We start from the raw sequence: 25,377 nt of genomic DNA, 5'->3' as shown, positions 1-25,377 counted from the left end.
GCCTCGGCCTTCCGGTACGGCACCTCACCCGTGCGGGTGAGACGCGTAGTGATGAGATATTACCAGTGGTAATTTAGTAGTGACGCTAAGTGACTGACGCATGGGGAGGCTGTGGTGAACGCTGGGCCGGGTACGGCACTCCTGATGGACGCGAGGGTCCGCCACAGCCCCGAGGCCGAGCGGATCGACACCCGTGGCGAACCCCCGGTATGGCGCGCGGAGCTGCCCGACGGCTCCGCGGCCTGGGTCGCGTCCGGGTACGACGCCGTGCGCCGGGTGCTGACCGAACCCGGCTTCGTGAAACCGGCCGTGCGGGGCGGCGAGCGCTGGACGCGTTACCTGGCCTTCACCGGCCCGGAGGTCACCGACAGCATCGTCCGCAGCATGCTCAACACCGACGGCGAACTCCACCGGCAGCTGCGCGAACTGGGCGCGGTGCCGTTCACGCCCGAGCGGGTACGGGCCACCGCCGAGTGGGCGGAAGGGCTCGCCGAGGACCTGCTCGACGAGATCGCCGGGCGCGGCCGCGCCGACCTCGTCCGCGAGTTCGCCCACCCGTTCGCCGTCCGGGCCATCACCGGACACCTCGGCTATCCGCCCGACTTCGTCCGGCGCGCCCTGGAGCTGCGGCGCTGGGGCCCGTCCCCGCTCTTCGATCCCCCCGGCTCCCCGGACCGCGTGCGGTACGCCGCCGACCGGACGGCCATGAGCGAGCTGATGCACGACCTCGTGGCCTTCCGGCGGCGCAGCCCCGGGCCCGACTCCGTCAGCGCGATGATCGCGCACGCCGACGCGGCGGGCCTGGACGAGGGACGGCTGACCTCCACCCTCTTCCTGCTGCTCGTCTCCGCCTACGAACCGGTCGCCGACTTCCTCACGTCGAGCCTGTACTCCCTCTGGCACCGCCCCGACCTCCTCGCCGACCCCGGCCGGGTGACCGACGGCCTCGCCGAACTGCTGCGCTACACCTCCCCGCTGGCGGCCACCATGCCCCGCTTCGCCACCGCCCCCACCGAGCTGTGCGGCATCGAGCTGGCGCCGGGGGACGCGGTGATCGCGCACATCGCCCTCGCCAACCGCGACCCGCGGCGCTTCACCGACCCCAACCGCCTCGACCTCGACCGGGACCTCGGCCAGGACCTGGTCTTCGCGCACGGCCCGCACTTCTGCCTCGGCAGCCAGTTCGCGGTCCGGCTGTGCCGTACCGCGCTCGGCGCCGTGCTGCGCCGTCTGCCCGGCCTCGCCGCCGCCCAGCCGCTGGACACGCTGCCCTGGCAGCGCGGTTCCACCGGCGGCATCACCCATCTGCACGTCACCGCCGGCCTGACGGCGCTGCCCGTCACCTTCCAGCCCCGGCACGCGGTGGTGTCCTGATGGCCCGGGTCACCGGCCTGTCGGTCCTCACCGCCTACGGACGCGGCCCGGACGCGCTCTGGAAGGGCCTGGCCTCCGCGATCCCCGCCACCACTCCGGTCACCCGCTTCGACACCGCGCGGTACCGGGCCCACCACGCCGCCACCGTCCCCGGCACACCCGATCCGTTCGCGGAGCTGGAGCACCTCATCGGCGAAGCCTGCGACCAGGCGGAGCTGACCCCCGCCGACCGGGCCGGCACACCGCTCGTCCTCGCCCTGCACGCCGGCCCGGACACGGCGGACCTGGCCGTCGAGCTGGCGGGCGCCTGCGGTCTGCGCGAGGCGCTGACCGTGCACACCGCCGCCTGCGCGGCCTCCAACACCGCCGTCGCCGAGGCGTCCCACCTCATCGGGACCACCGCCGAGCGGCGGGCCGTCGTGGCCGGCGCCAGTTTCGTGGACGCGAGCATGTTCGCCGCCTTCGACAGCGCCGGCATCCTCGCCCCCGACGGCGTCTGCCGCCCCTTCAGCGCCGGCCGGGACGGCCCGGTGCTGGGCGACGGCGCCGCCGCCGCGGTCCTCGAACGCACCGGCACCGCACCGCCGTGGGCCGAGGTCCGGGGCTGGGGCAACGCCGCCGAGGCCCACCACGTCTGCCGCCCGCACCCCGAGGGCCGGGGCCCCGCCGCGGCCATCGCCACCGCGCTGCGCCGGTCCGGGGTCACCGGCGACCGGATCGGCTACGTCAACGCCCACGCGACCGCCACCCCCGCCTTCGACGCGGGCGAGGCCGCCGCCATCGTGAGCGCGCTCGCCCCGCACGGCGTACGGGTCCCGGTCAGTTCCACCAAGGCCCTGCACGGGCACTGCCTGGAGGCCTCCGGCTTGATCGAACTGGCCGTCTGCGCGCTCGCCTTCCGCAACGGCGAGCTGCCGGTGAACGCCAACCACCTCGCCCCGGACGAGGACTGCCCCCTCGACCTCGTGCTCGACCCGGGCCGTACCCCGCAGTCCCGCTACGCGCTCAGCCTCAACAGCGGCTTCGGCGGCGTCTGTACGGCCCTGCTCCTGGCGATGCCGTGACCCCGCCCACCCCGTGCCGCACGCCGCCGTGAGTGCGGGCCGAGCCCCGTGAGGACGCCATGGAACTGATCGTTGAGACCCGGGCCCAGTGGCCGCCCCCGGACGACCCGGCGGCCCGCCTGCCGGAGGTGCCGCGCTTCGACACCTCCGCCTTCGCGCCGCTGCTGGTGGCCGTCGGCGAGCGCTGCCTCACCGACCGGTACGGCACGCCCCCGCTGCCCCCGGACCTCGGCCCGCGCACCGCGCTCGTCCTCGCGGCCACCCGCGGCGACGTGGTCACACAGACCGCCATCGACGACGCGGTGGCCGAACGGCGGCAGGTGCCCAAACCGCTGCTGTTCCAGAACGTGCCCTCCACGGCGCTCGGCCACCTCAGCGCCGTATGGGGCCTGACCGGTCCGCTGGTCGCCACGCTCGCCGTCGGCGGCCTGCTCGCCGCGGCCCGCGCCACCGCGGCCCGCCTCCTGGCGACCGGCGACGCCGACCGGGTCCTGGCCATCGCCGCCGATCCGGGCGACGGCCCGCGGTCGCCCGGTACGGCCTGGGCCCACCTGTTCACGACCGGCGGCCCCTGACCGCCCGTACGGCCCGCGGCCGGACCGCCCCGGCCGCGGCGCCGCCCGTCGGACGGCCGGGCCGGTCGGCCGGCTGTCCACGACCGAGGCCGCACCGTCCCCGGCGGCCCGCACCGATCCCCTCACAAGGAACACGATGCCCACGAACCTCCGTCCCCCCACGGCCGAGCTGGCCTTCCCCTCGCGCCTCACCCCCGAGGCGCTCGAAATCGCCGCCGGGCCCGTCACCGTGCGGCTCGACGACGACTCCCGGGCCGCCGTCGCCCGCTGCCACGACTATCTGCACCTCTGCATCGACAAGGGCCGCGAGATCTACGGCACCACCACCGGCTTCGGGCCCCTCGTCGTCTTCGCGGGCCAGGACGAGGGCGCGGACCAGTGCGAGAACGTGCTCAGCCACCTCGAAGTCGGCCAGGGCCCGGACCTGGAGCCGCCGGTGGCCCGCGCCACGCTGCTCACCCGCCTGTGGAGCCTGGCCCGGGGGCACTCCGGCGTGGCCCCCGGCGCCGTGGACGCCCTGGTGGCCATGCTCGGCACGTCCTTCGCCCCGGTCATGCCCGAGTACGGCTCGGTCGGCGCCAGCGGTGACCTCGCGCCGCTGGCCCACGCCATCAGATCCCTCCAGGGGCGCGGCGACGCCTACCTCGGCGCCATGCGCATGCCCGCGGCCGAAGCCCTCGCCGCGGCCGGGCTGCGGCCGCTGGAACTGACCGGCCGGGACGCCCTCGGCCTGGTCAACGGCACCTCCGTCACGGCCGCCGGCGCCGGCCTCGCGCTCGCCGCGCTGCACCGCTCGGTCGCCGCGGGCACCGCGCTGACCGCCCTGCTCGCCGGTGTCCTCGGCTGCCGCCCCGACTTCACCGCCCCCGAGATCTTCGAGGCCCTGGGGCACGACGACACCGCCCACCGCGCCGCCGACCTGCGCACACGGCTCGCCGGGCACGAACCCAGCGGAACCCGCGCCCTCCAGGAGCCGTACACCCTGCGCTGCGCACCGCACATCCTCGGGGCCGCCGCGTCCAGCCTGCGCCACGCCCGCCAGGTCGTCACCGACGACCTCAACGGCATCAGCGACAATCCCCTCTTCTTCCCCGAGCGCGACGTCGTCGCCCACGGCGGCAACTTCTTCGGCCAGCAGGTCGCCTTCGCCGCCGACCTGATGTCCATCACCGCCGCCCAGCTGGCCAACCTCGCCGAGCGCCAGCTGGACCTGCTGATCGACACCCGCCGCAACGGCGACCTGAACCCGATGCTCGCCGAGGACCCCGGCCGCGACCACGGCGTCCAGGGCGTGCAGCTCGCCGCGACCTCCCTCGTCGTGGCGATGCGCCGCGCCGCCACCCCCGCCTCCATGCAGAGCATCCCCACCAACTGGCACAACCAGGACATCGTCCCGTTCGGCATCCAGGCCGCGTTCACCGCGCTCCGGCAGGCCAGGACGCTGCGCCTGCTGCACGGGTCGCTCGCCGTCGCCCTGTGCCAGGCCGTGCGCGTCGGCGCCCGGCGCCCCACCGCGGACGCCGGTGCCAGCCTCCTGGACGCCCTCGAACCGGCCGTTGCGCCGGACAAGCCGTGGGCCGTGTCCGTCCGGGAGGCCGCCGACGTGCTGGACCGCACCTGCGGACCGGAGGACCGCACCGGCTGATCCGGAGGCCGGGGCCGCCGGCGCGGCCGGGTCAGGGCCGCGGTACCACCAGCACCTCGGTGCCCCGCGCCCGTACGGCCCGGATCTCCGCCGCCGGCAGCCCGTCGTCCACGACCAGCAGGTCGAAGTCGGTCAGCGGCGCCAGCGCGTACAGCCCGCCCTTGGTGAACTTGGTGTGGTCGGCGACCAGCACCCGCCGTCCGGCGCTCTCCATCATCGCCCGCTTGACCTGCACCGTCTCCGGCGAGGTGTGGTAGCAGCGGCCGTTGGTGACGGCGGTGGTGGACAGGAACAGCACATCGGCCCGGAAGGCCCGTACCGCGTCCGCCGTGTGCGGGCCCATGAACGCGTCGTACGCCGGGAAGTAGGCGCCGCCCAGCGTGATCAGGGAGATGCCGGGCTCCTTGGCGAGGGTGGTGACGGCCGGCAGCGAGTTGGTGATGACGGTCAGCGGCGTGTGCCCGGCGAACCGGTGCGCCAGCAGCAGACAGGTGGTGCTGTCGTCGAGCATGACGGTCTGGCCGGGGACGAGCAGCGTCGCCGCGGCGCGCGCGAGGGCCTGTTTGACCGGCGCCATGACCGCCATCCGGTCGGCCACGCTCCCGTGGAACTGCGCCGACGGCAGGCCGGTGGCGCCGCCGCGCACCTTGCGCAGCCAGCCCTGCGCCTGGAGGGCGTCCAGGTCGCGGTGGGCCGTCATCAGGCTGATCCCGAACTCCTCGGCGAGGTCCGCGGTGCGGACGAAGCCGCGGGTGATGACGGCCTCGCGCAGGCGGCGCCGCCGCTCCTCCTGGGCTTCGAGCCGGTCCATGGTGCCCCTTCCGGTGCCGTACGGGTATGCGCGGCGGACGGCGCGCGCCCGTACGCCGTGTGAATTCGCCGCGTTATGTTCGCACGGATTTAACGCGGCGCGCGCGCCGGACGCGGCGTCCACCGGCGGTTCCGGTACGACGCAACACGGCAGGCCACCGGCCCGGTGCGAAGATTTCCGGCCACCATTGACCATGGTTTCGGCCGGACTGTTGCATCGGCTCCGTCCGCTCCGCAGGCCCCTGCCACCGCCTGCCGCCGTAGAAAGGGGAGATTCGATGAAGAACCCTCTCCCGAGTTCGCCGATCACACGGGCGACCACCCGTCTGGGCATCCCGCCGACCCTTGCCCGCGGCTACCTGGGGCTGCTCCTGTTCATGATCGGGGACGGGGTCGAGTCCGGCTACCTCTCGCCGTTCCTGATCGACCAGGGCGTCCCGGAGCACCGGGTGGCGCTGCTGTTCACCGTCTACGGCATCGCGGCCGGCGTGGCCGCCTGGCTCTCCGGTGCGCTGTCCGAGCTGTGGGGCCCGCGCCGCGTCATGTGGGCCGGACTCGCCATCTGGGGCGGCTTCCAGGTGGTCTTCCTCGCGGCGGCCGTCCCGTCGGCGAACTACCCGCTGATGATGCTGGGCTACGGCCTGCGCGGGCTGGGCTACCCGCTGTTCGCCTACGGGTTCCTCGTCTGGATCGCCGGGGTCGCGCCGCGGGCCCGGCTCGGCACCGCCATGGGCTGGTTCTGGTTCGCCTTCACCGGCGGCCTGCCCACCCTCGGCTCACTGGTGGCCGGCGGCCTCATCCCGCACATCGGCGCGTACGCCACGCTGTGGGCCGCCCTCGTCCTGGTCGCCGTCGGCGGTCTGACCGCTCTCCTGCTGGTCCGTGACGACCAGGGCGGCAAGCGTCCGCGCGCCGAGGGCGACGGCCCGCTGGCGACCCTGGCCGGCAGCATCACCATCCTGTGGCGCAACCCCCGGGTGGGCACCGGCGCCCTCGTACGGACCATCAACACGGCTTCGCAGTTCGGCTTCTTCGTCATCATGCCGGTGCACTTCACCCGCACCGTCGGCTTCAGCCTCACCCAGTGGCTGCACCTGCTCAGCGCCATGTTCGCCACCAACATCGCCGCCAATCTGCTGTGCGGCGTGCTCGGCGACCGGTTCGGCTGGCGCCGCACCATCGCCTGGTTCGGCGGCGGCGGGTGCACGGTCAGCACGCTGCTGTTGTTCTACGTACCGCAGGCGGCGGGCGCCAACTTCGGTCCGGCCCTGGTGGTCGCCGCCTTCTACGGCGCTACGCTGGCAGGGTACGTCCCGATATCGGCACTGATGCCCTCCCTCGAACCGCGGCACAAGGGCCAGGCGCTGGCCGCGCTCAACCTGGGCGCGGGCGCCAGCACCTTCGTCGGACCGGCCGTCGTCGCGGCCTTCGCCGGGCCGCTCGGCGTCGAAGGGGTGGTCTGGATCTTCGCGGGGATGTACGCGGTCGGTACCGCGCTCACCGTCTTCCTGAAGCTGCCGGACGAGCCGGGCACGGCACCGGCGAGAACCGCCGCCGCGCCGTCCGCCCCGTCGGCGGCGTGAAAGGACGCACCTGATGTCCGTACTGACCATCGACGTCGGCACCACGATGATCAAGTCCGTGGTCTTCGACGACCGCGGCCGGGAGACCGCCGTCTCCCGGCTCGCCACCGAAGTGCTGCGCCCCCGCCCCGGCTGGGCCGAGCAGGACATGGACGCCGTCTGGAACGCCGTCGTCTTCACCGTCCGCAACGCGCTGTCCGAACTCGCCGCCCGCCCCGGCCCCGCCGACCCGGTGTGGCTGGTCTCCTTCACCGCGCAGGGCGACGGAGCCTGGCTCGTCGACGACCGGGGCCGCCCCACCGGGCCCGCGATCCTGTGGTCCGACGGCCGCGCGGGCGACCTGCTCGGCCGGTGGCAGCGGGACGGCGTACTGGAGGCCGCCTTCCGCCGCAACGGCTCGCTGACCTGCGCCGGCATGCCCAACGCGATCTTCGCCTGGCTGGCCCGGCACGACCCGGACCGGCTGGCCCGCTCCCGCTCCGCGCTCACCGCCGCCGGCTGGCTCTTCCTGCGGCTGACCGGCGTCACCGCCATCGACGAGTCGGACGCCTCGGCGCCCTTCCTCGACCACACCACCGGCGCGTACGACCCGTACCTCCTCGATCTCTTCGGCCTGACCGGGTACGAGCGGCTGCTGCCGAAGGTGCTGGGCGAGCACGAGCGGATCGCCGAGATGACCGCCGAGGCCGCCGGACAGCTCGGCCTGCCCGCCGGACTGCCGGTCGTGATGGCCCCGTACGACATCGCCGCCACGGCGCGCGGCGTCGGCGTGGTCAACCCCGGGCAGGCGTGCAGCATCCTCGGCACCACGCTGTGCACGGAGATCGTCCGTACGAGCGTGGACACCACCGGCGAGCCGGCCGGCATCACCATCGCCTACCGCGGCCGGGAACGCGTCCTGCGCGCCTTCCCGACCCTCAACGGCGCCGAGGTCCTCGGCTGGGCCGCGCGCACCCTGCACCTGTCCGGGCCGCCGGAACTGGCCCGGCTGGCCTTCGAGTCGGAACCGGGCGCGCGCGGGCTGATGTTCCTGCCGTACCTCTCCCCGGCGGGTGAGCGGGCACCGTTCCTCGACGCGCACGCCCGCGGCGGGTTCTGGGGCCTGTCCCTGGAACACACCCGCGCCGACATGGCCCGCGCGGTCTTCGACGGCCTCTCGCTGGCACTGCGCGACTCGCTGCTCGCCTCCCGTACGGAGGTCACCGAGCTGCGCCTGTGCGGCGGCGGTGCCAACAGCGACGCGTGGTGCGCGCTCATCGCCGATGCGACGGGCGTGCCGACCGCCCGCTCCGGCGACACCGAACTGGGTGCCAAGGGCGCCTTCCTCACCGGCCTGGTGCTGTCCGGCGCCGAGTCCAGCATGCACAGCGCGGCCTCGAAATACGTGCGGATGCGCGCCAGTTGGGAGCCCGACCCGGAGCGTACCGACCAGTACGCGGCACTGTACGAGGACTTCCTGCACTGGCGCGCCTTCGCCCGCGAGGCGGGCTGGCGCCCCGGAGCCGGAAGGAGCGCGCGCGATGCGCCCGAAACCCCTGACCGGCCCCCGGTCCTCCCGCGGCAGATAGCCGCACCACCCGAACCCCGCGCCCAAGGAGCCCCTCACCGTGTCTGACGCCCTGACCGCCGACGCCGTCTGGCTCGGTCTCGACCTCGGTACGCAGAGCGCGCGCTGCGTTGCCGTGGACGGCACCGGGCAACTGCTCGCCGCCGCCTCCCGGCCGCTGACGAGCCACCGCGACGGCAGGCGCCACGAGCAGCAGCCCGAGCAGTGGTGGAGCGCGCTGTCCGCCGCCTGCCGCGAGGCCCTCGCCGGGATCGACCCGGCCCGGGTACGCGGTCTGGCCCTCGACGCCACCTCCGGCACGATCCTCCTCGCCGACTTCGACGGCACGCCGCTCACCCCGGGGCTCATGTACGACGACGGCCGCGCCGCCGAACAGGCCGCGGCCGTCAACGAGGCCGGGGGAGCGGTGTGGCAGGACCTCGGCTACCGCAGCATGCAGCCTTCCTGGGCGCTGCCCAAACTGCTCTGGCTGCTGCAACAGGACCCCGGCCTCGGCGACCGGGCCCTGCTGCTGCACCAGCCCGACCTCATCACCTGGCGGCTGACCGGACGGCAGGTCCCGTCCGACGCCAGCCACGCCCTCAAGACCGGCTACCACCTCGCCGACGAGCGCTGGCCGTCCGCGGAGCTGGCCCGGCTCGGTGTGCCCGAACGCGTACTGCCGCAGGTCGTACGGCCCGGCACCGTCCTCGGTACGGTCTGCGCCGCAGCCACCGAAGCCACCGGCATCCCCGAAGGCACCGCCGTCGTCGCCGGGATGACCGACGGCTGCGCCGCCCAGATCGGCGCCGGCGCCCTCGCGCCCGGCGCCTGGAACTCGGTGCTGGGCACCACACTCGTCCTCAAAGGCGTCAGCCCGCACCTGATCCGCGACCCGCACGGCGTCGTCTACTGCCACCGCGGACCGGACGGCACCTGGCTGCCCGGCGGCGCCTCCAGCTCCGGCGCGGGCGTCATCGCACGGCACTTCACCCCGGAGAACGGCGACGACCTCGACGCGCTCACCGCACAGGCCCGGCGTGACGGCCGGGACTGGGACGCCGTCACCTACCCCCTCGTATCGGCGGGCGGCGAACGCTTCCCCTTCCGCGCACCCGACGCCGAGCCCTTCACGCTCGGCGACGTCCCCACCCGCGCCCAGCAGTTCCACGCCGGCCTGCTCGGCGTCGCCTGCGTCGAACGCCTCTGCTTCGACTACCTCGACCACCTCGGCGCGCCCGTGGACGGGCCGCTCACCTTCACCGGCGGCGGCGCCCGCAACGCGTACTGGTCGCAGCTGCGCGCCGACCTGCTCGGACGCCCCGTCCACCTGCCCGAACAGGCCGAAGGCGCCCTCGGCATGGCCGTGCTCGCCGCCGCCTCCGGCGGCGTCCCCCTCCAGGAGGCCGCCGCGGCCATGGTCCGCACCGGCGCCCCCGTCACGCCCGACCCGGCCCGTACCGCCCGCCTGCTCCCCGCCTACCTCCGCTTCCTCGACGCACTGACCCGCCGTGGCTGGCTCGACCAGACCGTGGCCGACCACGCCCGCAGGAGGGCCGCACCGTGACCGACTTCATCCTCGTACGCCACGGCGAGACCGAGTGGCACGCCGAGAACCGCTACGCCGGGCTCACCGACGTGGCGCTGACCGGCCGCGGCGAGGAGCAGGCGGCGGCGCTCGCCGAGTGGGCCGCCACCGCGGGCCTGGACGCCGTCTGGTGCTCCCCGCTGTCCCGCGCCCGCCGTACCGCCGCACCCGCCGCCGCGGCCTGCGGGCTGACCCCGCACATCGACGCACGCCTCTACGAGGTGGACTTCGGCCGCGGCGAGGGGCTGACCAAGGCGGAGATGCGCGAGCGCTTCCCGCAGCAGCTGGAGCAGTTCCTCGCCGACCCGGTGGGCCACCACCTGCCCGGCGGTGAGGACCCGCGGGCCGCCGCCGCGCGCGCCGCCGACTGCCTCGCCGACATCGGCCGCGCTCACCCGGACGGCCGGGTCCTGATCGTCGCGCACTCCACGCTCGTCCGGGTCCTGCTCTGCCACCTGCTGGGCATCCCGCTCACCGACTACCGGCGCGTCTTCCCGCAGCTCCTCAACGGCGCCCTGACCGAACTGCGCATCCGCGACGGCCAGGCGGCGCTGCTGCGCCTGAACGCCCCCGCCACACCCGCCCCGGCCACCGCGCCGCTGCGCTGACCCGTACCGACCCGTACACCCCAGGAGAAACACCCCCATGAGCAGCCCCACCGTCCTCGCCGCCGGCAACCACTTCATCCTCCCGAGCCTGCTCACCGAGGCGGTCCGCGAGGCCACCGGCGGCGCGGTGCCCGCCGACGCGATCCGGGAGCTGCAACTGCCCTGGCCGCACACCCCGCTCGGCAAGGTCGCCGAGGTCGACGAGGCGTCCGGCACCGAGGACCAGCTCATCGAGGCGCTCCAGGGCGTCCGCATCTGCGTCACCGAACACGCCGCGCTCACCGAGCGCATCCTCGCCCACTGCCCCGACCTGGAACTGTTCTGCGTCGGCCGCGGCGGCCCGGTCAACGCCAACCTGGAAGCCGCCACCCGGCACGGCGTCGCCGTCTGCTACGCCCCCGGCCGCAACGCCACCGCCACCGCCGAACACACCCTGACCCTCCTGCTCGCCGCCGCCCGCGGCGTCGGCGACACCCACACCGACCTGCGCCAGGGCGTGTGGCGCGGCGACTACTACGACTACGACAAGTGCGGCATCGAGATCGAGGGCACCACCGTCGGCCTGATCGGCTACGGGGCGATCGGCAGCCGGGTCGCCAAGGTGCTCGCCGCCATGGGCGCGCACGTCCTCGTCCACGACCCGTACGCCGCCCCCGAGGCACCGGCGGGCATCGCCGAACAGGTCGGCCTGGACGAACTGCTGAGCCGCTCGCGCATCGTCTCCCTGCACGCCCGCCTCACCGAGGAGACCCGTGGCATGATCGGCCGCGCCCAGCTCGCCGCCATGCCGCACGGCTCCGTCCTGGTGAACTGCGCCCGCGGCGCGCTCCTGGACTACGAGGCGGTCTGCGACGCGCTGGAGTCGGGACAGCTGCGGGCCGCCGGCTTCGACGTCTTCCCCGAGGAGCCGGTCCCGGCCGGCTCCCGCCTGCTGACCGCGCCCGGCGTCGTGCTCACCCCGCACATCGCGGGCGGCAGCCGCCAGGTCGCCCACAAGGCCGCCCGCATGGTCGCCGCCGAAGCCGCCCGCTTCCTGCGCGGCGAGCCGCTCGCGCACTGCGCCAACCCGGCGGTGCTGGGCGGCTGACCCGCCCGCTCCCGGTACGGCGAAAGGGCCGCCCCCGGCTGGGGACGGCCCTCTCGCGTCAGGTGCCTACCGGCGCCGTACCAGCGGGAACGGCAGCGTCTCGCGGATCGACAGACCGGTGAGGAACATGACGAGGCGGTCCACACCGATGCCCAGACCACCGGTCGGCGGCATCGCGTATTCGAGGGCCTGGAGGAAGTCCTCGTCCAGCTCCATGGCCTCCGGGTCGCCGCCCGCCGCCAGCAGCGACTGGGCGGTCAGCCGGCGCCGCTGCTCGACCGGGTCGGTCAGCTCCGAGTAGGCGGTGCCCAGCTCCGTACCGAAGGCCACCAGGTCCCAGCGCTCGGCGAGCCGCGGGTCCTTGCGGTGCTGACGGGTCAGCGGCGAGACGTCGGTGGGGAAGTCCTTGTAGAAGGTGGGCAGCGTGGTCTTCTCCTCGACCAGCCGCTCGTACATCTCCAGGACGATGTCCCCGCGGCCCATCTCCGGCTTCACCGGCACCCCGGACCGCAGGCACAGCCGGCGCAGCGCCTCCGGCTCCGTGTCCGCGTCGACCTCTTCGCCCAGCGCCTCGGAGATCGCGCCGTAGACCGTCTTGACCGGCCAGATGCCCGAGATGTCGTGCTCCACGAGCCGGCCGTTCGCGTCCGCCTTGCGGGCGGTGGCGCTGCCGAACGCGGCGACGGCCGCGCCCTGGATCAGCTCCCGGGTCAGGTCGAGCATCACGTCGTAGTCGGCGAACGCCTGGTACGCCTCCAGCATCGTGAACTCGGGGTTGTGCTTGTAGGAGATGCCCTCGTTGCGGAACGTGCGCCCCATCTCGAAGACCTTCTCCATGCCGCCCACGCACAGCCGCTTCAGGTACAGCTCGGGCGCGATGCGCAGGTACAGGTCGAGGTCGTAGGCGTTGATGTGGGTCTGGAACGGACGCGCGTTGGCGCCACCGTGGATCTGCTGGAGCATCGGCGTCTCGACCTCCAGGTAGCCGCGCTCGATCAGACCCTGGCGCAGCGCCTGCACCGCGGTGCTGCGCGCCCGCAGGTTGTCCCGCGAGTCGGGCGAGACGACGAGGTCCACGTAGCGCTGGCGGACCTTGGCCTCCGGGTCCGACAGACCGCGCCGCTTGTCGGGCAGCGGGCGCAGGCACTTGGCCGTCAGCCGCCAGTGGGTGACGAAGACCGTCAGCTCGCCGCGGTCGCTCGCGCCGACCTCGCCCTCGGCCTCGATGTGGTCGCCCAGGTCGATGTCGGAGCCGAACCGCGCCAGCTCCTCGGCGCCGGTGCCCTCCCGGGTCAGCGCGACCTGGAGGTCGCCCGACCAGTCGCGCAGCACGGCGAAGAGCACACCGCCGTGGTCGCGGGTGAGCAGCACCCGGCCGGCGATGCGTACGACCTTGCCCGTGCGCGTACCGGACTCCAGGTCCGGGTGCTCGTCACGGACGTCGCCGAGCGTGTGGGTGCGCTGCACACCGACCGGGTACGGGTCGGTGCCCTCCGCGCGCAGCCGCTCCAGCTTGCGGTGCCGCACGCGTACCTGCTCCGGCAGCGCCGCCAGCTCCCGCTCGTGCAGCTCCTCCTCGCTCGCCGGGGGATGCTCCACCAGGCCCAGCTCGTCCAGCGACGGCAGGTTGGCGGTGCTGGCCGGGGCGAGGACGCGCTTCTTGCGGCCCTTGCCCCACAGCTTGCCCAGGCTCGGTACGGCCACGAAGCCCTCGGCGATGCCGGAGGCCAGGCCGATGCGGGCCAGGGCGCCGGTGTCCGCGTAGCACAGGAAGCGCGGGTACCACTCGGGGTTGTACTTCGCGTTGGAGCGGTACAGCGCCTCCAGCTGCCACCACTTGGAGAAGAACAGCAGCAGCTTGCGCCAGACCTTCAGGACCGGACCCGCACCGATGCGGGCACCCTCCTCGAAGGCGGACCGGAAGACCGCGAAGTTCAGCGAGATGCGGCGCACACCGAGCGGGCCCGCGTGGGCGCACAGCTGCGCGACCATGTACTCCATCACGCCGTTCGGGGCGCTGCGGTCGCGGCGCATCACGTCCAGCGAGATGCCGTCCTTGCCCCACGGCACGAACGACAGCAGCGCGATCATGTTGCCGTCACCGTCGAACGCCTCGGCCAGCAGGCAGTCCCCGTCCTCCGGGTCGCCGAGCCGGTCCAGCGCCATCGAGAAGCCGCGCTCGGTCTCGGTGTCGCGCCAGGCGTCGGCCCGGTGGATGACCTCCTGCATTTCCGCGTCGGACAGCTCGGAGTGCCGGCGGACCCGGAAGGTGGCGCCGGAGCGCTCGACGCGGTTGACGGCCTGGCGGGTCACCCGCATCTCGCGGCCGTCCAGGTCGAAGTCCTTGACGTGCAGGATCGCCTCGTCACCGAGCTGCAGCGCGCTCAGGCCGCTGCGCGCGAACGCCTTGGCGCCGTCCTCACTCGCGCCCATGACGGCCGGCTGCCAGCCGTAGCGCCCGGCGACCTTCAGCCACTCCTCGATGGCCGGGCCCCACGCCTCGCGGTCGCCGACCGGGTCACCGCTGGCCAGGCAGACGCCGGCCTCCACGCGGTAGGTGACGGCGGCCTTGCCGCTGGGGGAGAAGACCACGGCCTTGTCGCGGCGGGTGGCGAAGTAGCCGAGCGAGTCCCGGCCGCCGTAGCGGGCCAGCAGCGCCCGGATCCGGGTCTCCTCGTCACCGTGCAGCGCGGCCTCCATGCGCTGCGACCGGAAGAGGGTCAGGGCCGCGTTCAGCAGCGCCACCGCGCCGAACAGGCCGAGCAGGAAGATCACCCAGTGCGGCGGGTGCCCGTGGAACTGCCGGCCGCTGAGCAGACCGCCGCAGACCCGGTCGGCCGCCCACAGCAGCCGGCTGTCGGCGCCGTGCTCCAGGCTGCCCGGGAAGAGGGACACCAGGCCCCAGCCGACGAGGATCGCCACCGCGAGCCCCGCGACCAGCACGCCGGCGGCGCGCCAGAACGCACCCCGCCGGGTGATCGCGTAGAACTCGCGGTGTGCGACCAGCAGCAGGACCAGCGCTGCCCCGCACAGCACCAGGGAGAAGAGGTACTCCAGGTAGCCGTCCGCCACGAGGATCGCGTCCGTCAGCGTCACCAGCACCATGTAGACGACGGCGAACCACAGGGCGACCCGTTTGCGCGCGGTCATGGCCGCGGCCAGCAGGAACAGGAACACCGCGTACGCGAGGTTCGGTTCGACCACGATGGTCAGGGTGTCCAGCCAGTAGATGACCGGTTTCAGGGCGCGTCGCAGCGGCCCGATCAGCGCCGTGACGGCGCAGAACAGCCCCAGAAGGCTGAAGAAGATGGCGAAGCCGTTGGGCACGCGGCGGCGAAAACGCGCCCACGCCGTTATTTGGTCCTGGTCCTGCACGGTGCTCATTCCGTCACACTAGGCTCTGTAAGGGGTCAGCTGCTCGATGGGAGGGCGCTCTTCTTCTGCCACTGTGGCCAGTCGACCATCCAGTCCCCGAGACGGTCGTCCTGGGCCGCCCTCCCTCGTACGGAGGAACCGGTGACCTCGAACGGGTCGCCGACGCGGACCCTGGCGTAGAGCCAGTCGGCGTCGTCGTCGGCCAGCCCGATGCAGCCGAAACCGTCGTCGGCGCGGTCCACCTGTCCGGCGTTCCACGGCGCCGCGTGCGCGTACGTGCCGGAGTCGGTGAGCTTCATGGCGTCGCGCACGGTCCTGCCGTGCGCGTCACCCGCTCCCGCGGTCCCGGAGTTCATGGTGATCGTGCCCTCCTTCGCCAGGAGCGGGAAGACGCCCGTCCGGGCGGAGTGCTGCGCGTCCGGCCGGCCGGCGGAGAAAGGCATGTCCTTCACCTCCTTTCCGTTCTCGGTGAACGTCAGGTGCTTGCTGTCCAGGTCGACCTCGATCACGTGCCGGGCGCCGATGGTGAAGTTCAGGTCGTAGTCCTTGGCGAAGTAGCGGCCGCCGCCGGAGTCCACGCCGTTCAGGTCGGCGCGGAGACCGACTTTGGTACCCGGCTTCCAGTACTCCTTCGGCCGCCAGTCCACCCGGTCCTTGCCGGAGTGGTCCTTGACCCAGCCCCACGCACCCGGTGTGCCGTTGTCGGTGGTGACCTTCAGGTGCTTCTCCACGGCGGCCTTGTCGGTCACCGGGAAGTCGAAGGTGATCGTAACGGGCTGGGCGACACCGACGGTCGCGCCCTGCGAGCCGGGGTTCAGCACGACCTTGTTGAGCTTGTCCGCCTTGGCGGTGGTCAGCGACTCCTTGACCTCGTTCGTGCCGCCCTGCGCGTTCCTGGCCTCGGCTGCGACCGAGTACTTGGTGTCCGGCGCGGTCGGCTCGTGCGAGATCCACACCCGGCCGCCGTCGCCGAGCCCGCCGGGCAGCCGCCGGCCCTTCGGGTCGCTCACCACCACTTTGGTCAGGCTGCCGCCGTCCGCGCTGACCCGCAGTCTGTCGCCCGCCTGCACGGTCTTCATGCCGTTCGCCGCGCCCAGCGACACCCGTACCGCAGGACCCTTCGACGCGGACGCCGCGGGGCCTCCGCAGGCGGTCAGCGCGCCGATGCCGAGCAGCGGCACCAGCGCCAGCACGGCCCGCGCGGAGCGCGGCGGCCGGTGGCGGTGCGGGGCGGGAGCAGGACTCATGGGGGCGCTTTCCGAGTACGGTCCGGCGGATGTCGGCCGCTAAGACGCGAACCACCTGCATTTCGTTGCGGTGCGTGACGTGATCCACGACACGCCGCGCCGCCACCGCGCGGCGTGTCCGCGCGGTGGCGTGATCCGTGTGTGGTGTGTCCGGTGTGCCTGCCCGTCGGCTCCCCTCCCGGCTCGCTCGTCTCCTGTCGGCTCCTTCGTCCCGCACCGTTGACGACGCTCCCTCCCGCCCCTACGGTTCCCGGGTGTATCGCTTACGGGCTGCCGTGGCGGCAGCAGCAGCACTCCTCCTCACCCTCACGGCGTGCGGGAACGACGGCTCCGGGCCGGGCGGCGACGGGCCGGACAGCATCGAGATCGGCGCGCTCGCCATCGTCGACACCGCCCCGGTCCACCTCGCCCGGTCGCACGGCTTCTTCGCCCGGCACGGCATCAACGCGAAGATCACGCCGGTCCAGGGCGGCGCGTTCAGCGCCTCCGGCGTCGTCAGCGGCCAGTTCGACTTCGCCTTCAGCAACACCACCACCCTGCTCACCGCACGCGAACAGGGACTGCCGCTGAAGGCCGTGGCCAACGGCGTCGCCTCCACCGGGCAGGCGGCACCCGGCAAGGACTACAGCGCCGTCCTCGTGCCCAAGGGAAGCCCCATCAAGTCGGCCAAGGACCTGCCCGGCCGCACCATCGCCGTCAACCAGCTCAAGAACATCGGCGACACCACCATCCGGGGCGCCGTCCGCCGGGCCGGCGGCGACCCCGGCAAGCTCAGGTTCACCGAGATCCCGCTGCCGGACATGCCCGCCGCGCTCGCCGCCGGCCGAGTGGACGCCATCTGGACGGTGGAGCCCTTCCAGACCCAGGCCATCGACCAGGGGGCCCACGACGTGTGCTGGCCCTTCGCCGAAGCCGTCGACAACCTCACCGTCGCCATGTACTTCACCAGCGAAAAGCTGCTCCACGACAATCCGGACCTGGTCAAACGCTTCACGGCCGCCATCAACGACGCCCTCGCCCACGCCCGGGCCCACCCGGAGGCGGTCCGCGAGGAACTCGGCAGGTACACCAAGATCCCGCCCTCGGTGATCAAGCGGATCGTGCTGCCGAAGTGGCCCACCGAGATCAACCGCGCGTCCGTGCAGACCGTCGCCGACCTGGCCCGTAAGGACGGCGTCCTCAAGCGGCCCGCCGACGTCGGCGCACTGCTGCCGTGACCGGCCGCGGGGCGCGCGCCGGGGCGCCGATGAGCGCGGCGCGCGCCACCGGCCTCGGGCTCGCGGGCCTGGCGTGCCTGTTCGCCGTCGCCGAGGCGGTGCCCCGGCTCGGCCTGATCGACCCGCGTCACCTGCCGCCGGCCACCGCCGTGCTGCGCCGCCTGGCCACCGAGCTGGGCGACGCGGACCTGTGGACGGCGCTCGGCGAGACCATGCGGTCCTGGGCCGTCGGGCTGGCCCTCGCCTGCTGCCTGGCCATCGTCCTCGGCGTGCTCATCGACGCCGTACCGGGGCTGCGCGCCGCCACCGCCTCCACCATCGAGTTCCTGCGCCCCATCCCGTCCGTGGCGCTGATCCCGCTGGCCACCCTGCTCTTCGGCGCGGAGACCGGCTCCACCCTGCTCCTCGTGGTCTACGCCTCGTTCTGGCAGGTGCTCATCCAGGTGCTGTACGGCGTGGCCGACGTGGACCCGGTCGCCCGGGAGACCGCCCGCAGCTACCGCCTCGGCCGCTGGACCTGCCTGCGCCACCTGGTCTGGCCGACCGCCCTGCCGTACGTGATGACGGGTGTGCGGCTGGCCGCCGCGGTGGCGTTCATCCTCGCCGTCACCGCCGAACTCGTCATCGGCAGCCCCGGGCTGGGGCTGCGCATCCAGCTGGCGCAGTCCGGCGGCGCGGTCACCGAGGTCTACGCGCTGATCGTGCTGGCCGGGCTGGTCGGGGTCACCGTGAACGCGGCGGTGCGCGCGGTGGAGCGCCGGGTGCTGGCCTGGCACCCGGCCGTACGCGGCGAGGTGCCGCGGTGAACGCGGCGGGGGAGCGCCGTACCGGGCCGCTGCGGCGCGCGGGCCTGCGCCTGCTGCGCGTCCTCGGCCTGCCCGTCCTGCTGATCCTCGGCTGGTGGGCCTACAGCTCCGCCAGTCCCAGCTTCTACCTGCCGACGCCCGGCCGGGTCGCCACCGCTTTCACCGAGGTGTGGTTCTCGGCCCGGATCACCGAGGACGTGCTGCCCAGCATCGGCCGGCTGCTCACCGGCTACGTGCTGGCGGGGCTGCTCGGTGTCGGCCTCGGCGTGGCCATCGGCTCCTCGCGCACCCTGCGCGCCGCCGCCGAGCCGGTCCTGGAGTTCTTCCGCGCCGTACCGCCACCCGTCCTCGTCCCGCTCATCATGCTGCTCGCCGGCCTGGACACCATGATGAAAGTGCTGGTCATCGTCTCCGGCTGTGTGTGGCCCGTCCTGCTCAACACGGTCGAGGGCGTACGCGCCGTGGACGAGGTGCTGGCCGACACCGGCCGCTGCTTCGGGCTGCGCGGAGCCGCCCGGCTGCGCCACCTCGTCCTGCCCGGCGCAGGCCCGCAGATCATGGCGGGCCTGCGGCAGGCCCTGTCCATCGGCATCATCCTCATGGTCATCGGGGAGATGTTCGCCAGCACCTCGGGCCTCGGCCACACCGTCGTCCTCTTCCAGCGCGGCTTCGCCATCCCCGAGATGTGGAGCGGCATCGTCGTCCTCGGCCTGCTCGGATTCGGCCTCTCGCTCGCCTTCCGGGCCGCCGAACGCCGCATACTGGCCTGGCACTTGGCGCGCGGCGAGGAGCGGGGGCGGCGTGCTTGAGATCACCGGGCTGGGCAAGACGTACGAGGGGCGCGGCGGCGTCGAGGCACTGCGCCGGATCGACTTCCAGGTGGCCGGCGGCGACCTGGTGTGCGTCGTGGGGCCGTCCGGCTGCGGCAAGACGACCCTCCTGAAGTGCGTGGCCGGGGTGCTGACGCCGACCACGGGCGAGGTGCGGGTCGCGGGCCGCCGGGTCACCGGCCCACCGCCGGGCATGGCCGTCGTCTTCCAGGAGTACGGGCGCAGCCTCTTCCCCTGGATGACGGTGCGCAAGAACGTCGAACTCCCGCTGCGCGAGAAGAAGGTCCCGGCGCCGCGCCGCCGCGAACTGGTCGAGGGGGCGCTGGCCGCCGTCGGCCTGTCCGGCGCCGCGGCGGCCCACCCGTGGCAGCTGTCCGGCGGCATGCAGCAGCGCGTCGCCATCGCCCGCGCCATCGCGTACGAGCCGCAGGTGCTCCTGATGGACGAGCCGTTCGCCGCCGTGGACGCGCAGACCCGCGCCGAGCTGGAGGATCTGCTGCTCACCCTGTGGCGCCGGCTCGGGGTGACGACGCTGCTGGTCACCCACGACATCGACGAGGCGGTCTACCTGGGGCGGCGGGTGGTCGTGCTGTCCGCGGCGCCCACCGTCGTCCAGGAGGATCTCTCCGTCGACCTGCCGGCCGCCCGCGACCAGATCACCACCCGCTCCGCCACGCGCTTCGCCGAGCTGCGCGCGCACGTCTACGCCCAGATCAAGCACGCGAAAGGGGCGGCGGGAGAGGCCGACGCGGCCCGGCGGGACCCGGAGCCCTCGCCCGAGCCGCGCGGCCTCAGCAGGGAAACAGATGGCCGCACACGATGAAGGCCAGCAACAGCACCGAGCAGAGCACCTCCACGGCACCGACCACCGCCACCCGCAGGTCGCGCCCGGGCAGCGCCATGGCCCGCAGGAAGAACACGACGAACGGCACCGCCAGCCACGGGTCCAGTGACACGGCGGCCACCACCGCCAGTCCGTGGTAGACGGCCGACGCCACCCGGAAGGTCTCGCTCCCGCGCTCGCGGATCATCGTCTTCACATAGAGAACGGTCCCGGTGAAATACAGCAGACAGGCCGCGGCGGCCGGCCAGGCGCCGGAATCGACCGTGCCGCTGCCCAGCCGGTACGCGACGAGCAGCATTCCGCAGGCGGGTACCACCGCCGCTATTCCGTTGACCGTGGCGCGTTCCTTGTTGCGGTACGCGTACCCGATATTCACGGCGAAGAAGGGCGCCGCACACAACGCGGCGAGCACCAGCCAAGGATGGGCCACGGCGAGCGGTACGGCACACACCACGAAAGCCGCCCCGAATCCGGCCAGCGGTGCCAGATGGCGGCGCGGCGCGCGGGGATTGCGGGAAAGGCGGCGCAGCCGGACGTATTGCTGGCCGTGGAACGCCGTGCAATAGGCCAGCAGCCACGCGGGCAGCAGCAGGGCGTGCGCACCGTCGAACCCGCCCAGCAGCGTGCCCGCCAGGAACGGCACGAGCAGCATGGCCCAGGCGCCGTGCTGGTTCGGTATCCAGCGGCGCAGTACACGCCGTCCCCGCGAGGTGCTCATGCCACGAATATATGGGGTGCGCAACCCGGTCCGGGCAGCCGAAGGTCCGGGACCAACGTCCCGGAAACGCGGGTGACACGCCTTCCGCACCGCCTGCGACAGGCGGCAATTCCTCCGGCACCGCCGCCGTACGGAACGCGGAATACGGCCGGAAACGGCGGACACCGCCCGGTGACCCGCAGTGATCACCTGTATGGCGCACCCGCGAAGCCCCGGGAAAAGGAGCGGAATACGCCAAACTGGCGCCCGTTGTCGTCCGTTCGGGCGGCGGGTGAGGAGGTTTGTCGTGGCTATTTCGATCTCGGTCGTCGTGCTGCTCGTCGTGCTGACCGTCGTCTTCCTGCGCAGCGGACGGCTGAAATTCACCCATGCCCTCGTCTGCATGCTGCTCGGTTTCTACCTGGCGGGCAGCAGCCTGGCACCGGACATCCAGAACGGCCTGTCCGGCGCGGCCGACGTGGTCAGCAGCGTCCGGCCCTGAAACCTCGTCCGGCCGAGCGCCGGTGCCGGATCAGCCCCGCGCGAAGACGCCGATGGCGTTCGGCACCGGCCGTTCCGCGCCGCCCGAGGGGTGGTTGCGCACCGTCGCGCCGGGACTGCCCGGCTCCCGCGTGACCAGCGTGGACGAGCCGCCGCCGTCCAGATTGATCGCGTCCCGGGCACCCAGCCGGTCCATCACGTCGGCCAGTTCGCGTACGGTCATGCCCGCCCGCCCCGGCGCGCCGTCCAGCGCGAGCAGCAGCAGGCGGCGTCCGCCCGCACCGACGCCCGCGGAGGTGCGGACGGCCGGAGTGACGGTGTCCAGGCCCGGCAGCGGCTCGTCGCCGCGGACGATCGGGTAGCCGCCGACGGCGAAGCGCAGCGGTCCGGGCCGCCGGCCGGTCAGCCGGTGGCCGATCCCGACCCGGTCGCCGATGTGCAGCTTGCGCAGCTGCCGGGCGCCCTCCTCCCGGCCGACGAGCATCGTCGTGCCGCGGGCGATACCGCCCCGGCCGGGCACCTGCGCCACCTCGGTCACCCGGCCGCGCCGGACCGTGACCTCGTACGTCTCCGTGCTGCACGGCGCCGCGCGGTCGGTGTCCGTGCCGCAGGTCGCCCGGATCCGCGAGGCGGGCCCCCACTTGGAGGTGAAGGCGCCGATGCCGTGCACCGGCAGCGCGTACTGGTTCAGGCCCGTGAGCGGGAGCGCGCCGCCCGCGGTCAGCACGGCGCCGCGCAGGGACAGCCGGTCCAGCCGGGCGCGCCGGTCGTAGCCGACGCCGATGACATCGCGGGTGTTCGTGCCGGGCGGCAGGGCCGGGCCGAAGCGCTGGCCGTCGGGCACCGCCGCCTTCAGGTGCCGCCCGGCGGCGATGGCCGGGCCCACCGGGGCGCCGGTCGCCTCCACACCAGGGTGCTGGGTCTCGCTGATGTTGAAGAAGTCCGCGTTGACGGCGGCCACCGCGGCCCGCGCGTCGGCCAGCCGGGAGACCGGGGAGCGGGCCGCGACCACGCCGGGGTACAGCAGGTCCACCGTGACCCGCCGGTCGGTCAGGTCCGCCGTCACGAGGTGGCCGTGCGCAGTGCCCCGCCCCACCTCCACATCGAAGGCGCGGTACGTCACTCCCGGGGCGACGCGGACCGCCCGCCCCAGGCGCGGGGTGCCGCCGTCCGTGGCCGCCGGGGCCCCGGCGGCCACCCCGCTGCCGGCCAGTACGCCCCATGCCGTGAGCGCCGTCAGTACCGCCTGTGCGCGAACGAATCGATTCTTCACGATCCCCCCAGACGTCCCGGCAACTGTCCCATGGGTGCGAGACGCCCACTATGGCCCGGAGGTATCAGAAATCCGTACAACCGCCGTACGGTCGTCGTGTCGCCCCCGTCACCCGCCCCGTGCCCCGCCCCGTCACCCGGACGCCGGAGTGGCCAGCCCTGTCTCCCAGGCCCAGGCCGCGATGCCCACCCGGTTGCGGACCGCCAGCTTGGCCTGGATGTTGGCGATGTGGGTCTTGACCGTACCCGCGGAGATGAACAGTTCGGCGCCGATCTCGGAGTTGGTCAGCCCCCGGGCGACGAGCCGGGCGATCTCCCGCTCCCGGTCGGTTAGCGGATCCGGGGCGCGCAACGTGGGCGGCGGGGCCAGGCGGCGCAGCAGCCGGACCGTCACCTGCGGGCTGATCAGCGTGTCCCCGGCCATCGCGGCCCGTACGCCCTCGATCAGCAGGCCGGGGCCGGAGCGCTTGAGGAGGAAGCCGCAGGCGCCGTGGCGCAGCGCGGTGTGCACGTACGCGTCGTGGTCGAAGGTGGTGACGACGATGACCCGCACCGGGTGCGCGGCCTCCGGCCCGGCCAGCAGGCGGGTGACCTCCAGGCCGTCGAGGCGGGGCATGCGGATGTCGGCGAGGACGACGTCCGGGGCGAGTGAGCGGGCGAGTCCGACGGCGGCGGCACCGTCGGCCGCGGTGCCCACGACGGTCATGTCCGGCTGGGAGTCGAGGATCAGCCGGAAGCCGCTGCGGACGTCGTCCTGGTCGTCGGCGATGAGGATGCGGGTGGGGGAGGCGGGTCGCTGCGGCAGGGTCACGGTGTGGGTCCAGAAGTGGGGGAGGCGGAAGTGGTGAAGGAGTCGGCGGGGAGGAAAGCGGTCAGGCGCCAGCCGCCGTCGTGCGGCCCGGCGTCGAGCGAGCCGCCGAGCGCCCGCACCCGCTCGGCCAGATGACGCAGCCCCTGCCCGCCACGGTCCCGGCGGCCCAGCGGGGCACCGTCCGTACGCCGCGGCGAGTCGTTGGTGACGCGGACTTCGACGGCCGGCCGGTCCGGCGTCCCGGCGGATTCCACGGTGACGGTGGCGAGGACCGCGTCCGGCGCGTGCCTGCGGACGTTGGTCAGCGCCTCCACGACGACCCGGTACGCCGTCGCCGCGGCCTCGCGCGAGAGCGCGCCGGCCACGCCGGGCGCGACGCCGAGACGGGCACGCGTGCGCCCGGTGTCACCGAACCGCTGCACCACGCCCGGCAGTTCATCGAGGCCGTGCGGGACCTCACCGACGCCGCCCGCGGCCTCAGCGCCGTCGTCGTCCGCGGTACGCAGCATGCGTACCGTACGGTCGATGGCCGCCAGCGCCCCGAGACCGGCCCGTTCTATCCGCTCCAGCGCCGCGACCGCCGCGCCCGGGTCGTGTTCGGCGACGAACCGGGCCGCCTGCGCCTGGACCACGATGCCGCTCACGTCATGGGCGACGAAGTCGTGCAGGTCGTGGGCGAGTTCGAGCTGCTGGGCGCGGCGCGCCGCGAGCACCGCCCGACGTCGGCGGGCCTCCATCGCCCGCGGGTAGCCGCCGACGACCGTCGCGCCGAAGACTGGCAGTGACCAGAAGGCGGCTATGCCGAGCCGTTCGAAGAAGGGAGCCTCCGGTATCAGGGACAGGTTCCACAGGGAGATGGCCGCCCCCGCGCACACCGCGCCCGCCACCGTCTGGCGGGGTGTCGCCCAGCGGAACGTCGCGGTCAGCAGCAGGGTGAGCATCCCGGACGCCGCGAGCAGCCAGTACGCGCCCGTCCGGTCGACCAGGTCCGGCCGGACGAAAGCCCCGGCGAGCAGCAGGATTCCGGCACCGGCGGTCGCCGCGCCGATCCATGCGCGCGCCCGCGTCCGGCACCCGAGACCACCCAGAGCGACGGCACCGGCCGCGAGCGCGGGCAGAGTCGCGTACGGGGAGACCGCGATCGTGCGGTACAGGGCGAGGGCCACGGCGAGACAGACGACGGCGAGCAGGCCCAGCAGGACATGGTCGAGGTGCCTGCCGGAAGGGATGCGGGTTCGCCGTTTGGGGGCGATACGGGGCCGCCGTCCGGAGGGGATGCGGGGCCGCCATCCGGAAGGGGTGCGGGGCCGCCGTCCGGAAGGGGTGCCAGGATTCCCCCGGTTCTTAGGTGGGCGTTGGTCCCACGGGATGTCAGGTGTGCCTTGGCTCGGCCACCCGTCAGGTGTGCGTTGGACCCACCGGGCGACAGATGTGCCTCGGCTCGGCCACCCGTCAGGTGCGCCTCGGTCCGGCCGCGTGCCGGGCGCATCCCGGTCCGGCCACCTGCGAAGCACCCCTCCGCGCAGCCACCTGTTCGGGTGGCGGATGCCCCATCGGCTACCCGGCTCGGCTCCCCGCGCCGAACCACCGTCCGCATCGTCCGCACCGCCCGCGTCAGTGATCCCCCGTACGCCCAGCCGCACCTCGCCCGACCGCTGCCCGTCCGCACCCCGCCGCATTCCGCCCGCCCCCGTGATCGTCCCCGCCCGTTCCCGTCAGCACGAGCATAAGGAGCCGCGTGCGCACCCGCCCTCCGCCGACCGGCAGAGAAACGCCCCTGGTCGGCACCTCGTATCTGCCGATCGGCGGATGGCCGTAGGCCCCGGTGCCCGCGGAAGCTGATCACGGCGCTCGGCACGGCCCATCGGCCGGACGCCACCAGCAACGGTTGCTTCGG

General features: G+C 73.7%; 21 protein-coding genes. 14 read left to right on the top strand and 7 right to left on the bottom strand.

Going from position 1 to position 25,377, the window contains the following annotated elements:
• Positions 1 to 144: 144 nt before the first annotated feature.
• From ACH4FX_RS04025 to ACH4FX_RS04010, 4 genes are all read left to right on the top strand, one after another.
• Positions 145 to 1,374 carry a cytochrome P450 gene (locus tag ACH4FX_RS04025; RefSeq protein WP_398474881.1) on the top strand — a complete coding sequence of 410 codons (1,230 nt, stop codon included), beginning with the start codon at positions 145 to 147 and terminating at the stop codon, positions 1,372 to 1,374.
• Entirely contained in the window at positions 1,374 to 2,438 is a 1,065-nt protein-coding gene (locus tag ACH4FX_RS04020) for a beta-ketoacyl-[acyl-carrier-protein] synthase family protein (RefSeq protein ID WP_398474879.1), read from the top strand. The genes ACH4FX_RS04025 and ACH4FX_RS04020 overlap by 1 nt, the downstream gene beginning before the upstream one ends.
• Before the next feature lie 59 nt (positions 2,439 to 2,497).
• On the top strand, positions 2,498 to 3,013 hold the full coding sequence (locus tag ACH4FX_RS04015; RefSeq protein ID WP_398474877.1) for a hypothetical protein: 516 nt from the start codon (positions 2,498 to 2,500) through the stop codon (positions 3,011 to 3,013).
• Between the two features lie 136 nt (positions 3,014 to 3,149).
• Positions 3,150 to 4,658, top strand: a complete 1,509-nt coding sequence (locus tag ACH4FX_RS04010; RefSeq protein WP_398474875.1) for an aromatic amino acid ammonia-lyase — start codon at positions 3,150 to 3,152, stop codon at positions 4,656 to 4,658.
• Positions 4,659 to 4,689: 31 nt separating this feature from the next.
• On the opposite strand, the gene ACH4FX_RS04005 is transcribed toward ACH4FX_RS04010, so the two are convergent.
• Entirely contained in the window at positions 4,690 to 5,469 is a 780-nt protein-coding gene (locus ACH4FX_RS04005; protein WP_398474873.1) for a DeoR/GlpR family DNA-binding transcription regulator, read from the bottom strand.
• A gap of 277 nt (positions 5,470 to 5,746) precedes the next feature.
• Between ACH4FX_RS04005 and ACH4FX_RS04000 the strand changes: the two genes are divergently transcribed.
• From ACH4FX_RS04000 to ACH4FX_RS03980, 5 genes are read left to right on the top strand one after another with little or no spacing between them, the layout of a single operon-like run.
• Positions 5,747 to 7,051 carry an MFS transporter gene (locus tag ACH4FX_RS04000; RefSeq protein WP_398474871.1) on the top strand — a complete coding sequence of 435 codons (1,305 nt, stop codon included), beginning with the start codon at positions 5,747 to 5,749 and terminating at the stop codon, positions 7,049 to 7,051.
• A 13-nt stretch (positions 7,052 to 7,064) separates the two neighbouring features.
• Positions 7,065 to 8,666 (top strand): FGGY-family carbohydrate kinase, encoded by a 1,602-nt coding sequence (locus ACH4FX_RS03995; RefSeq protein ID WP_398474869.1) that lies wholly within the window; start codon positions 7,065 to 7,067, stop codon positions 8,664 to 8,666.
• Positions 8,659 to 10,164 (top strand): FGGY-family carbohydrate kinase, encoded by a 1,506-nt coding sequence (locus tag ACH4FX_RS03990; protein WP_398474867.1) that lies wholly within the window; start codon positions 8,659 to 8,661, stop codon positions 10,162 to 10,164. The genes ACH4FX_RS03995 and ACH4FX_RS03990 overlap by 8 nt, the downstream gene beginning before the upstream one ends.
• On the top strand, positions 10,161 to 10,793 hold the full coding sequence (locus ACH4FX_RS03985; protein WP_398474865.1) for a histidine phosphatase family protein: 633 nt from the start codon (positions 10,161 to 10,163) through the stop codon (positions 10,791 to 10,793). Before ACH4FX_RS03990 ends, ACH4FX_RS03985 begins: the two co-directional genes overlap by 4 nt.
• Positions 10,794 to 10,830: 37 nt before the next feature.
• Positions 10,831 to 11,880: a 2-hydroxyacid dehydrogenase gene (locus ACH4FX_RS03980; protein WP_398474863.1), complete on the top strand. Its 1,050-nt coding sequence runs from the start codon at positions 10,831 to 10,833 to the stop codon at positions 11,878 to 11,880.
• A gap of 66 nt (positions 11,881 to 11,946) precedes the next feature.
• Here the strand turns inward: ACH4FX_RS03980 and lysX are convergent, their stop codons facing one another.
• Both lysX and ACH4FX_RS03970 read right to left on the bottom strand, forming a co-directional pair.
• Positions 11,947 to 15,264 carry a bifunctional lysylphosphatidylglycerol synthetase/lysine--tRNA ligase LysX gene (gene lysX / locus ACH4FX_RS03975; RefSeq protein ID WP_398474861.1) on the bottom strand — a complete coding sequence of 1,106 codons (3,318 nt, stop codon included), beginning with the start codon at positions 15,262 to 15,264 and terminating at the stop codon, positions 11,947 to 11,949.
• A 26-nt stretch (positions 15,265 to 15,290) separates the two neighbouring features.
• Complete coding sequence (locus ACH4FX_RS03970; protein WP_398474859.1) at positions 15,291 to 16,502, bottom strand: Ig-like domain-containing protein; 1,212 nt, start codon at positions 16,500 to 16,502, stop codon at positions 15,291 to 15,293.
• A 254-nt stretch (positions 16,503 to 16,756) separates the two neighbouring features.
• On the opposite strand from ACH4FX_RS03970, the gene ACH4FX_RS03965 reads away from it, so the two are divergent.
• Genes ACH4FX_RS03965 through ACH4FX_RS03950 form a run of 4 tightly spaced genes read left to right on the top strand, consistent with a single transcriptional unit; the run spans position 16,757 to position 20,178 of the window.
• Complete coding sequence (locus ACH4FX_RS03965; RefSeq protein WP_398474857.1) at positions 16,757 to 17,719, top strand: ABC transporter substrate-binding protein; 963 nt, start codon at positions 16,757 to 16,759, stop codon at positions 17,717 to 17,719.
• Positions 17,720 to 17,748: 29 nt separating this feature from the next.
• Positions 17,749 to 18,525, top strand: a complete 777-nt coding sequence (locus ACH4FX_RS03960) for an ABC transporter permease (RefSeq protein ID WP_398475496.1) — start codon at positions 17,749 to 17,751, stop codon at positions 18,523 to 18,525.
• Positions 18,522 to 19,334 carry an ABC transporter permease gene (locus tag ACH4FX_RS03955; protein WP_398474855.1) on the top strand — a complete coding sequence of 271 codons (813 nt, stop codon included), beginning with the start codon at positions 18,522 to 18,524 and terminating at the stop codon, positions 19,332 to 19,334. Before ACH4FX_RS03960 ends, ACH4FX_RS03955 begins: the two co-directional genes overlap by 4 nt.
• Positions 19,327 to 20,178: an ABC transporter ATP-binding protein gene (locus ACH4FX_RS03950; RefSeq protein ID WP_398474853.1), complete on the top strand. Its 852-nt coding sequence runs from the start codon at positions 19,327 to 19,329 to the stop codon at positions 20,176 to 20,178. Before ACH4FX_RS03955 ends, ACH4FX_RS03950 begins: the two co-directional genes overlap by 8 nt.
• Here the strand turns inward: ACH4FX_RS03950 and ACH4FX_RS03945 are convergent.
• Positions 20,147 to 20,917: a YwiC-like family protein gene (locus ACH4FX_RS03945; protein WP_398474851.1), complete on the bottom strand. Its 771-nt coding sequence runs from the start codon at positions 20,915 to 20,917 to the stop codon at positions 20,147 to 20,149. The genes ACH4FX_RS03950 and ACH4FX_RS03945 overlap by 32 nt on opposite strands.
• Positions 20,918 to 21,203: 286 nt before the next feature.
• On the opposite strand from ACH4FX_RS03945, the gene ACH4FX_RS03940 reads away from it, so the two are divergent.
• The gene (locus tag ACH4FX_RS03940) at positions 21,204 to 21,398 is read left to right on the top strand and encodes a hypothetical protein (protein ID WP_030370182.1); all 195 of its coding nucleotides are present in this window, start codon (positions 21,204 to 21,206) and stop codon (positions 21,396 to 21,398) included.
• Between the two features lie 30 nt (positions 21,399 to 21,428).
• Here the strand turns inward: ACH4FX_RS03940 and ACH4FX_RS03935 are convergent, their stop codons facing one another.
• The 3 genes from ACH4FX_RS03935 to ACH4FX_RS03925 form a co-directional block, all read right to left on the bottom strand.
• The gene (locus ACH4FX_RS03935; protein WP_398474849.1) at positions 21,429 to 22,670 is read right to left on the bottom strand and encodes a phosphodiester glycosidase family protein; all 1,242 of its coding nucleotides are present in this window, start codon (positions 22,668 to 22,670) and stop codon (positions 21,429 to 21,431) included.
• Positions 22,671 to 22,802: 132 nt separating this feature from the next.
• Complete coding sequence (locus tag ACH4FX_RS03930) at positions 22,803 to 23,480, bottom strand: response regulator (protein WP_398474847.1); 678 nt, start codon at positions 23,478 to 23,480, stop codon at positions 22,803 to 22,805.
• Positions 23,477 to 24,646: a sensor histidine kinase gene (locus ACH4FX_RS03925; protein WP_398474846.1), complete on the bottom strand. Its 1,170-nt coding sequence runs from the start codon at positions 24,644 to 24,646 to the stop codon at positions 23,477 to 23,479. Before ACH4FX_RS03925 ends, ACH4FX_RS03930 begins: the two co-directional genes overlap by 4 nt.
• Positions 24,647 to 25,377: the final 731 nt, after the last annotated feature.

This window comes from Streptomyces sp. NPDC018019, from assembly GCF_044327805.1.
Taxonomy (GTDB): domain Bacteria; phylum Actinomycetota; class Actinomycetes; order Streptomycetales; family Streptomycetaceae; genus Streptomyces.
This window is presented reverse-complemented; position numbering and strand designations above follow the sequence as displayed.

Coding starts and splice junctions, on each gene's coding strand:
- ACH4FX_RS03995 (WP_398474869.1), top strand. CDS start 7,065: ATGTCCGTACTGACCATCGACGTCGGCACCACGATGATCAAGTCCGTG.
- ACH4FX_RS03980 (WP_398474863.1), top strand. CDS start 10,831: ATGAGCAGCCCCACCGTCCTCGCCGCCGGCAACCACTTCATCCTCCCG.
- ACH4FX_RS03970 (WP_398474859.1), bottom strand. CDS start 16,502: ATGAGTCCTGCTCCCGCCCCGCACCGCCACCGGCCGCCGCGCTCCGCG.
- ACH4FX_RS04000 (WP_398474871.1), top strand. CDS start 5,747: ATGAAGAACCCTCTCCCGAGTTCGCCGATCACACGGGCGACCACCCGT.
- ACH4FX_RS04010 (WP_398474875.1), top strand. CDS start 3,150: ATGCCCACGAACCTCCGTCCCCCCACGGCCGAGCTGGCCTTCCCCTCG.
- ACH4FX_RS04020 (WP_398474879.1), top strand. CDS start 1,374: ATGGCCCGGGTCACCGGCCTGTCGGTCCTCACCGCCTACGGACGCGGC.
- lysX (WP_398474861.1), bottom strand. CDS start 15,264: ATGAGCACCGTGCAGGACCAGGACCAAATAACGGCGTGGGCGCGTTTT.
- ACH4FX_RS04015 (WP_398474877.1), top strand. CDS start 2,498: ATGGAACTGATCGTTGAGACCCGGGCCCAGTGGCCGCCCCCGGACGAC.
- ACH4FX_RS03945 (WP_398474851.1), bottom strand. CDS start 20,917: ATGAGCACCTCGCGGGGACGGCGTGTACTGCGCCGCTGGATACCGAAC.
- ACH4FX_RS04005 (WP_398474873.1), bottom strand. CDS start 5,469: ATGGACCGGCTCGAAGCCCAGGAGGAGCGGCGGCGCCGCCTGCGCGAG.
- ACH4FX_RS04025 (WP_398474881.1), top strand. CDS start 145: ATGGACGCGAGGGTCCGCCACAGCCCCGAGGCCGAGCGGATCGACACC.
- ACH4FX_RS03960 (WP_398475496.1), top strand. CDS start 17,749: ATGAGCGCGGCGCGCGCCACCGGCCTCGGGCTCGCGGGCCTGGCGTGC.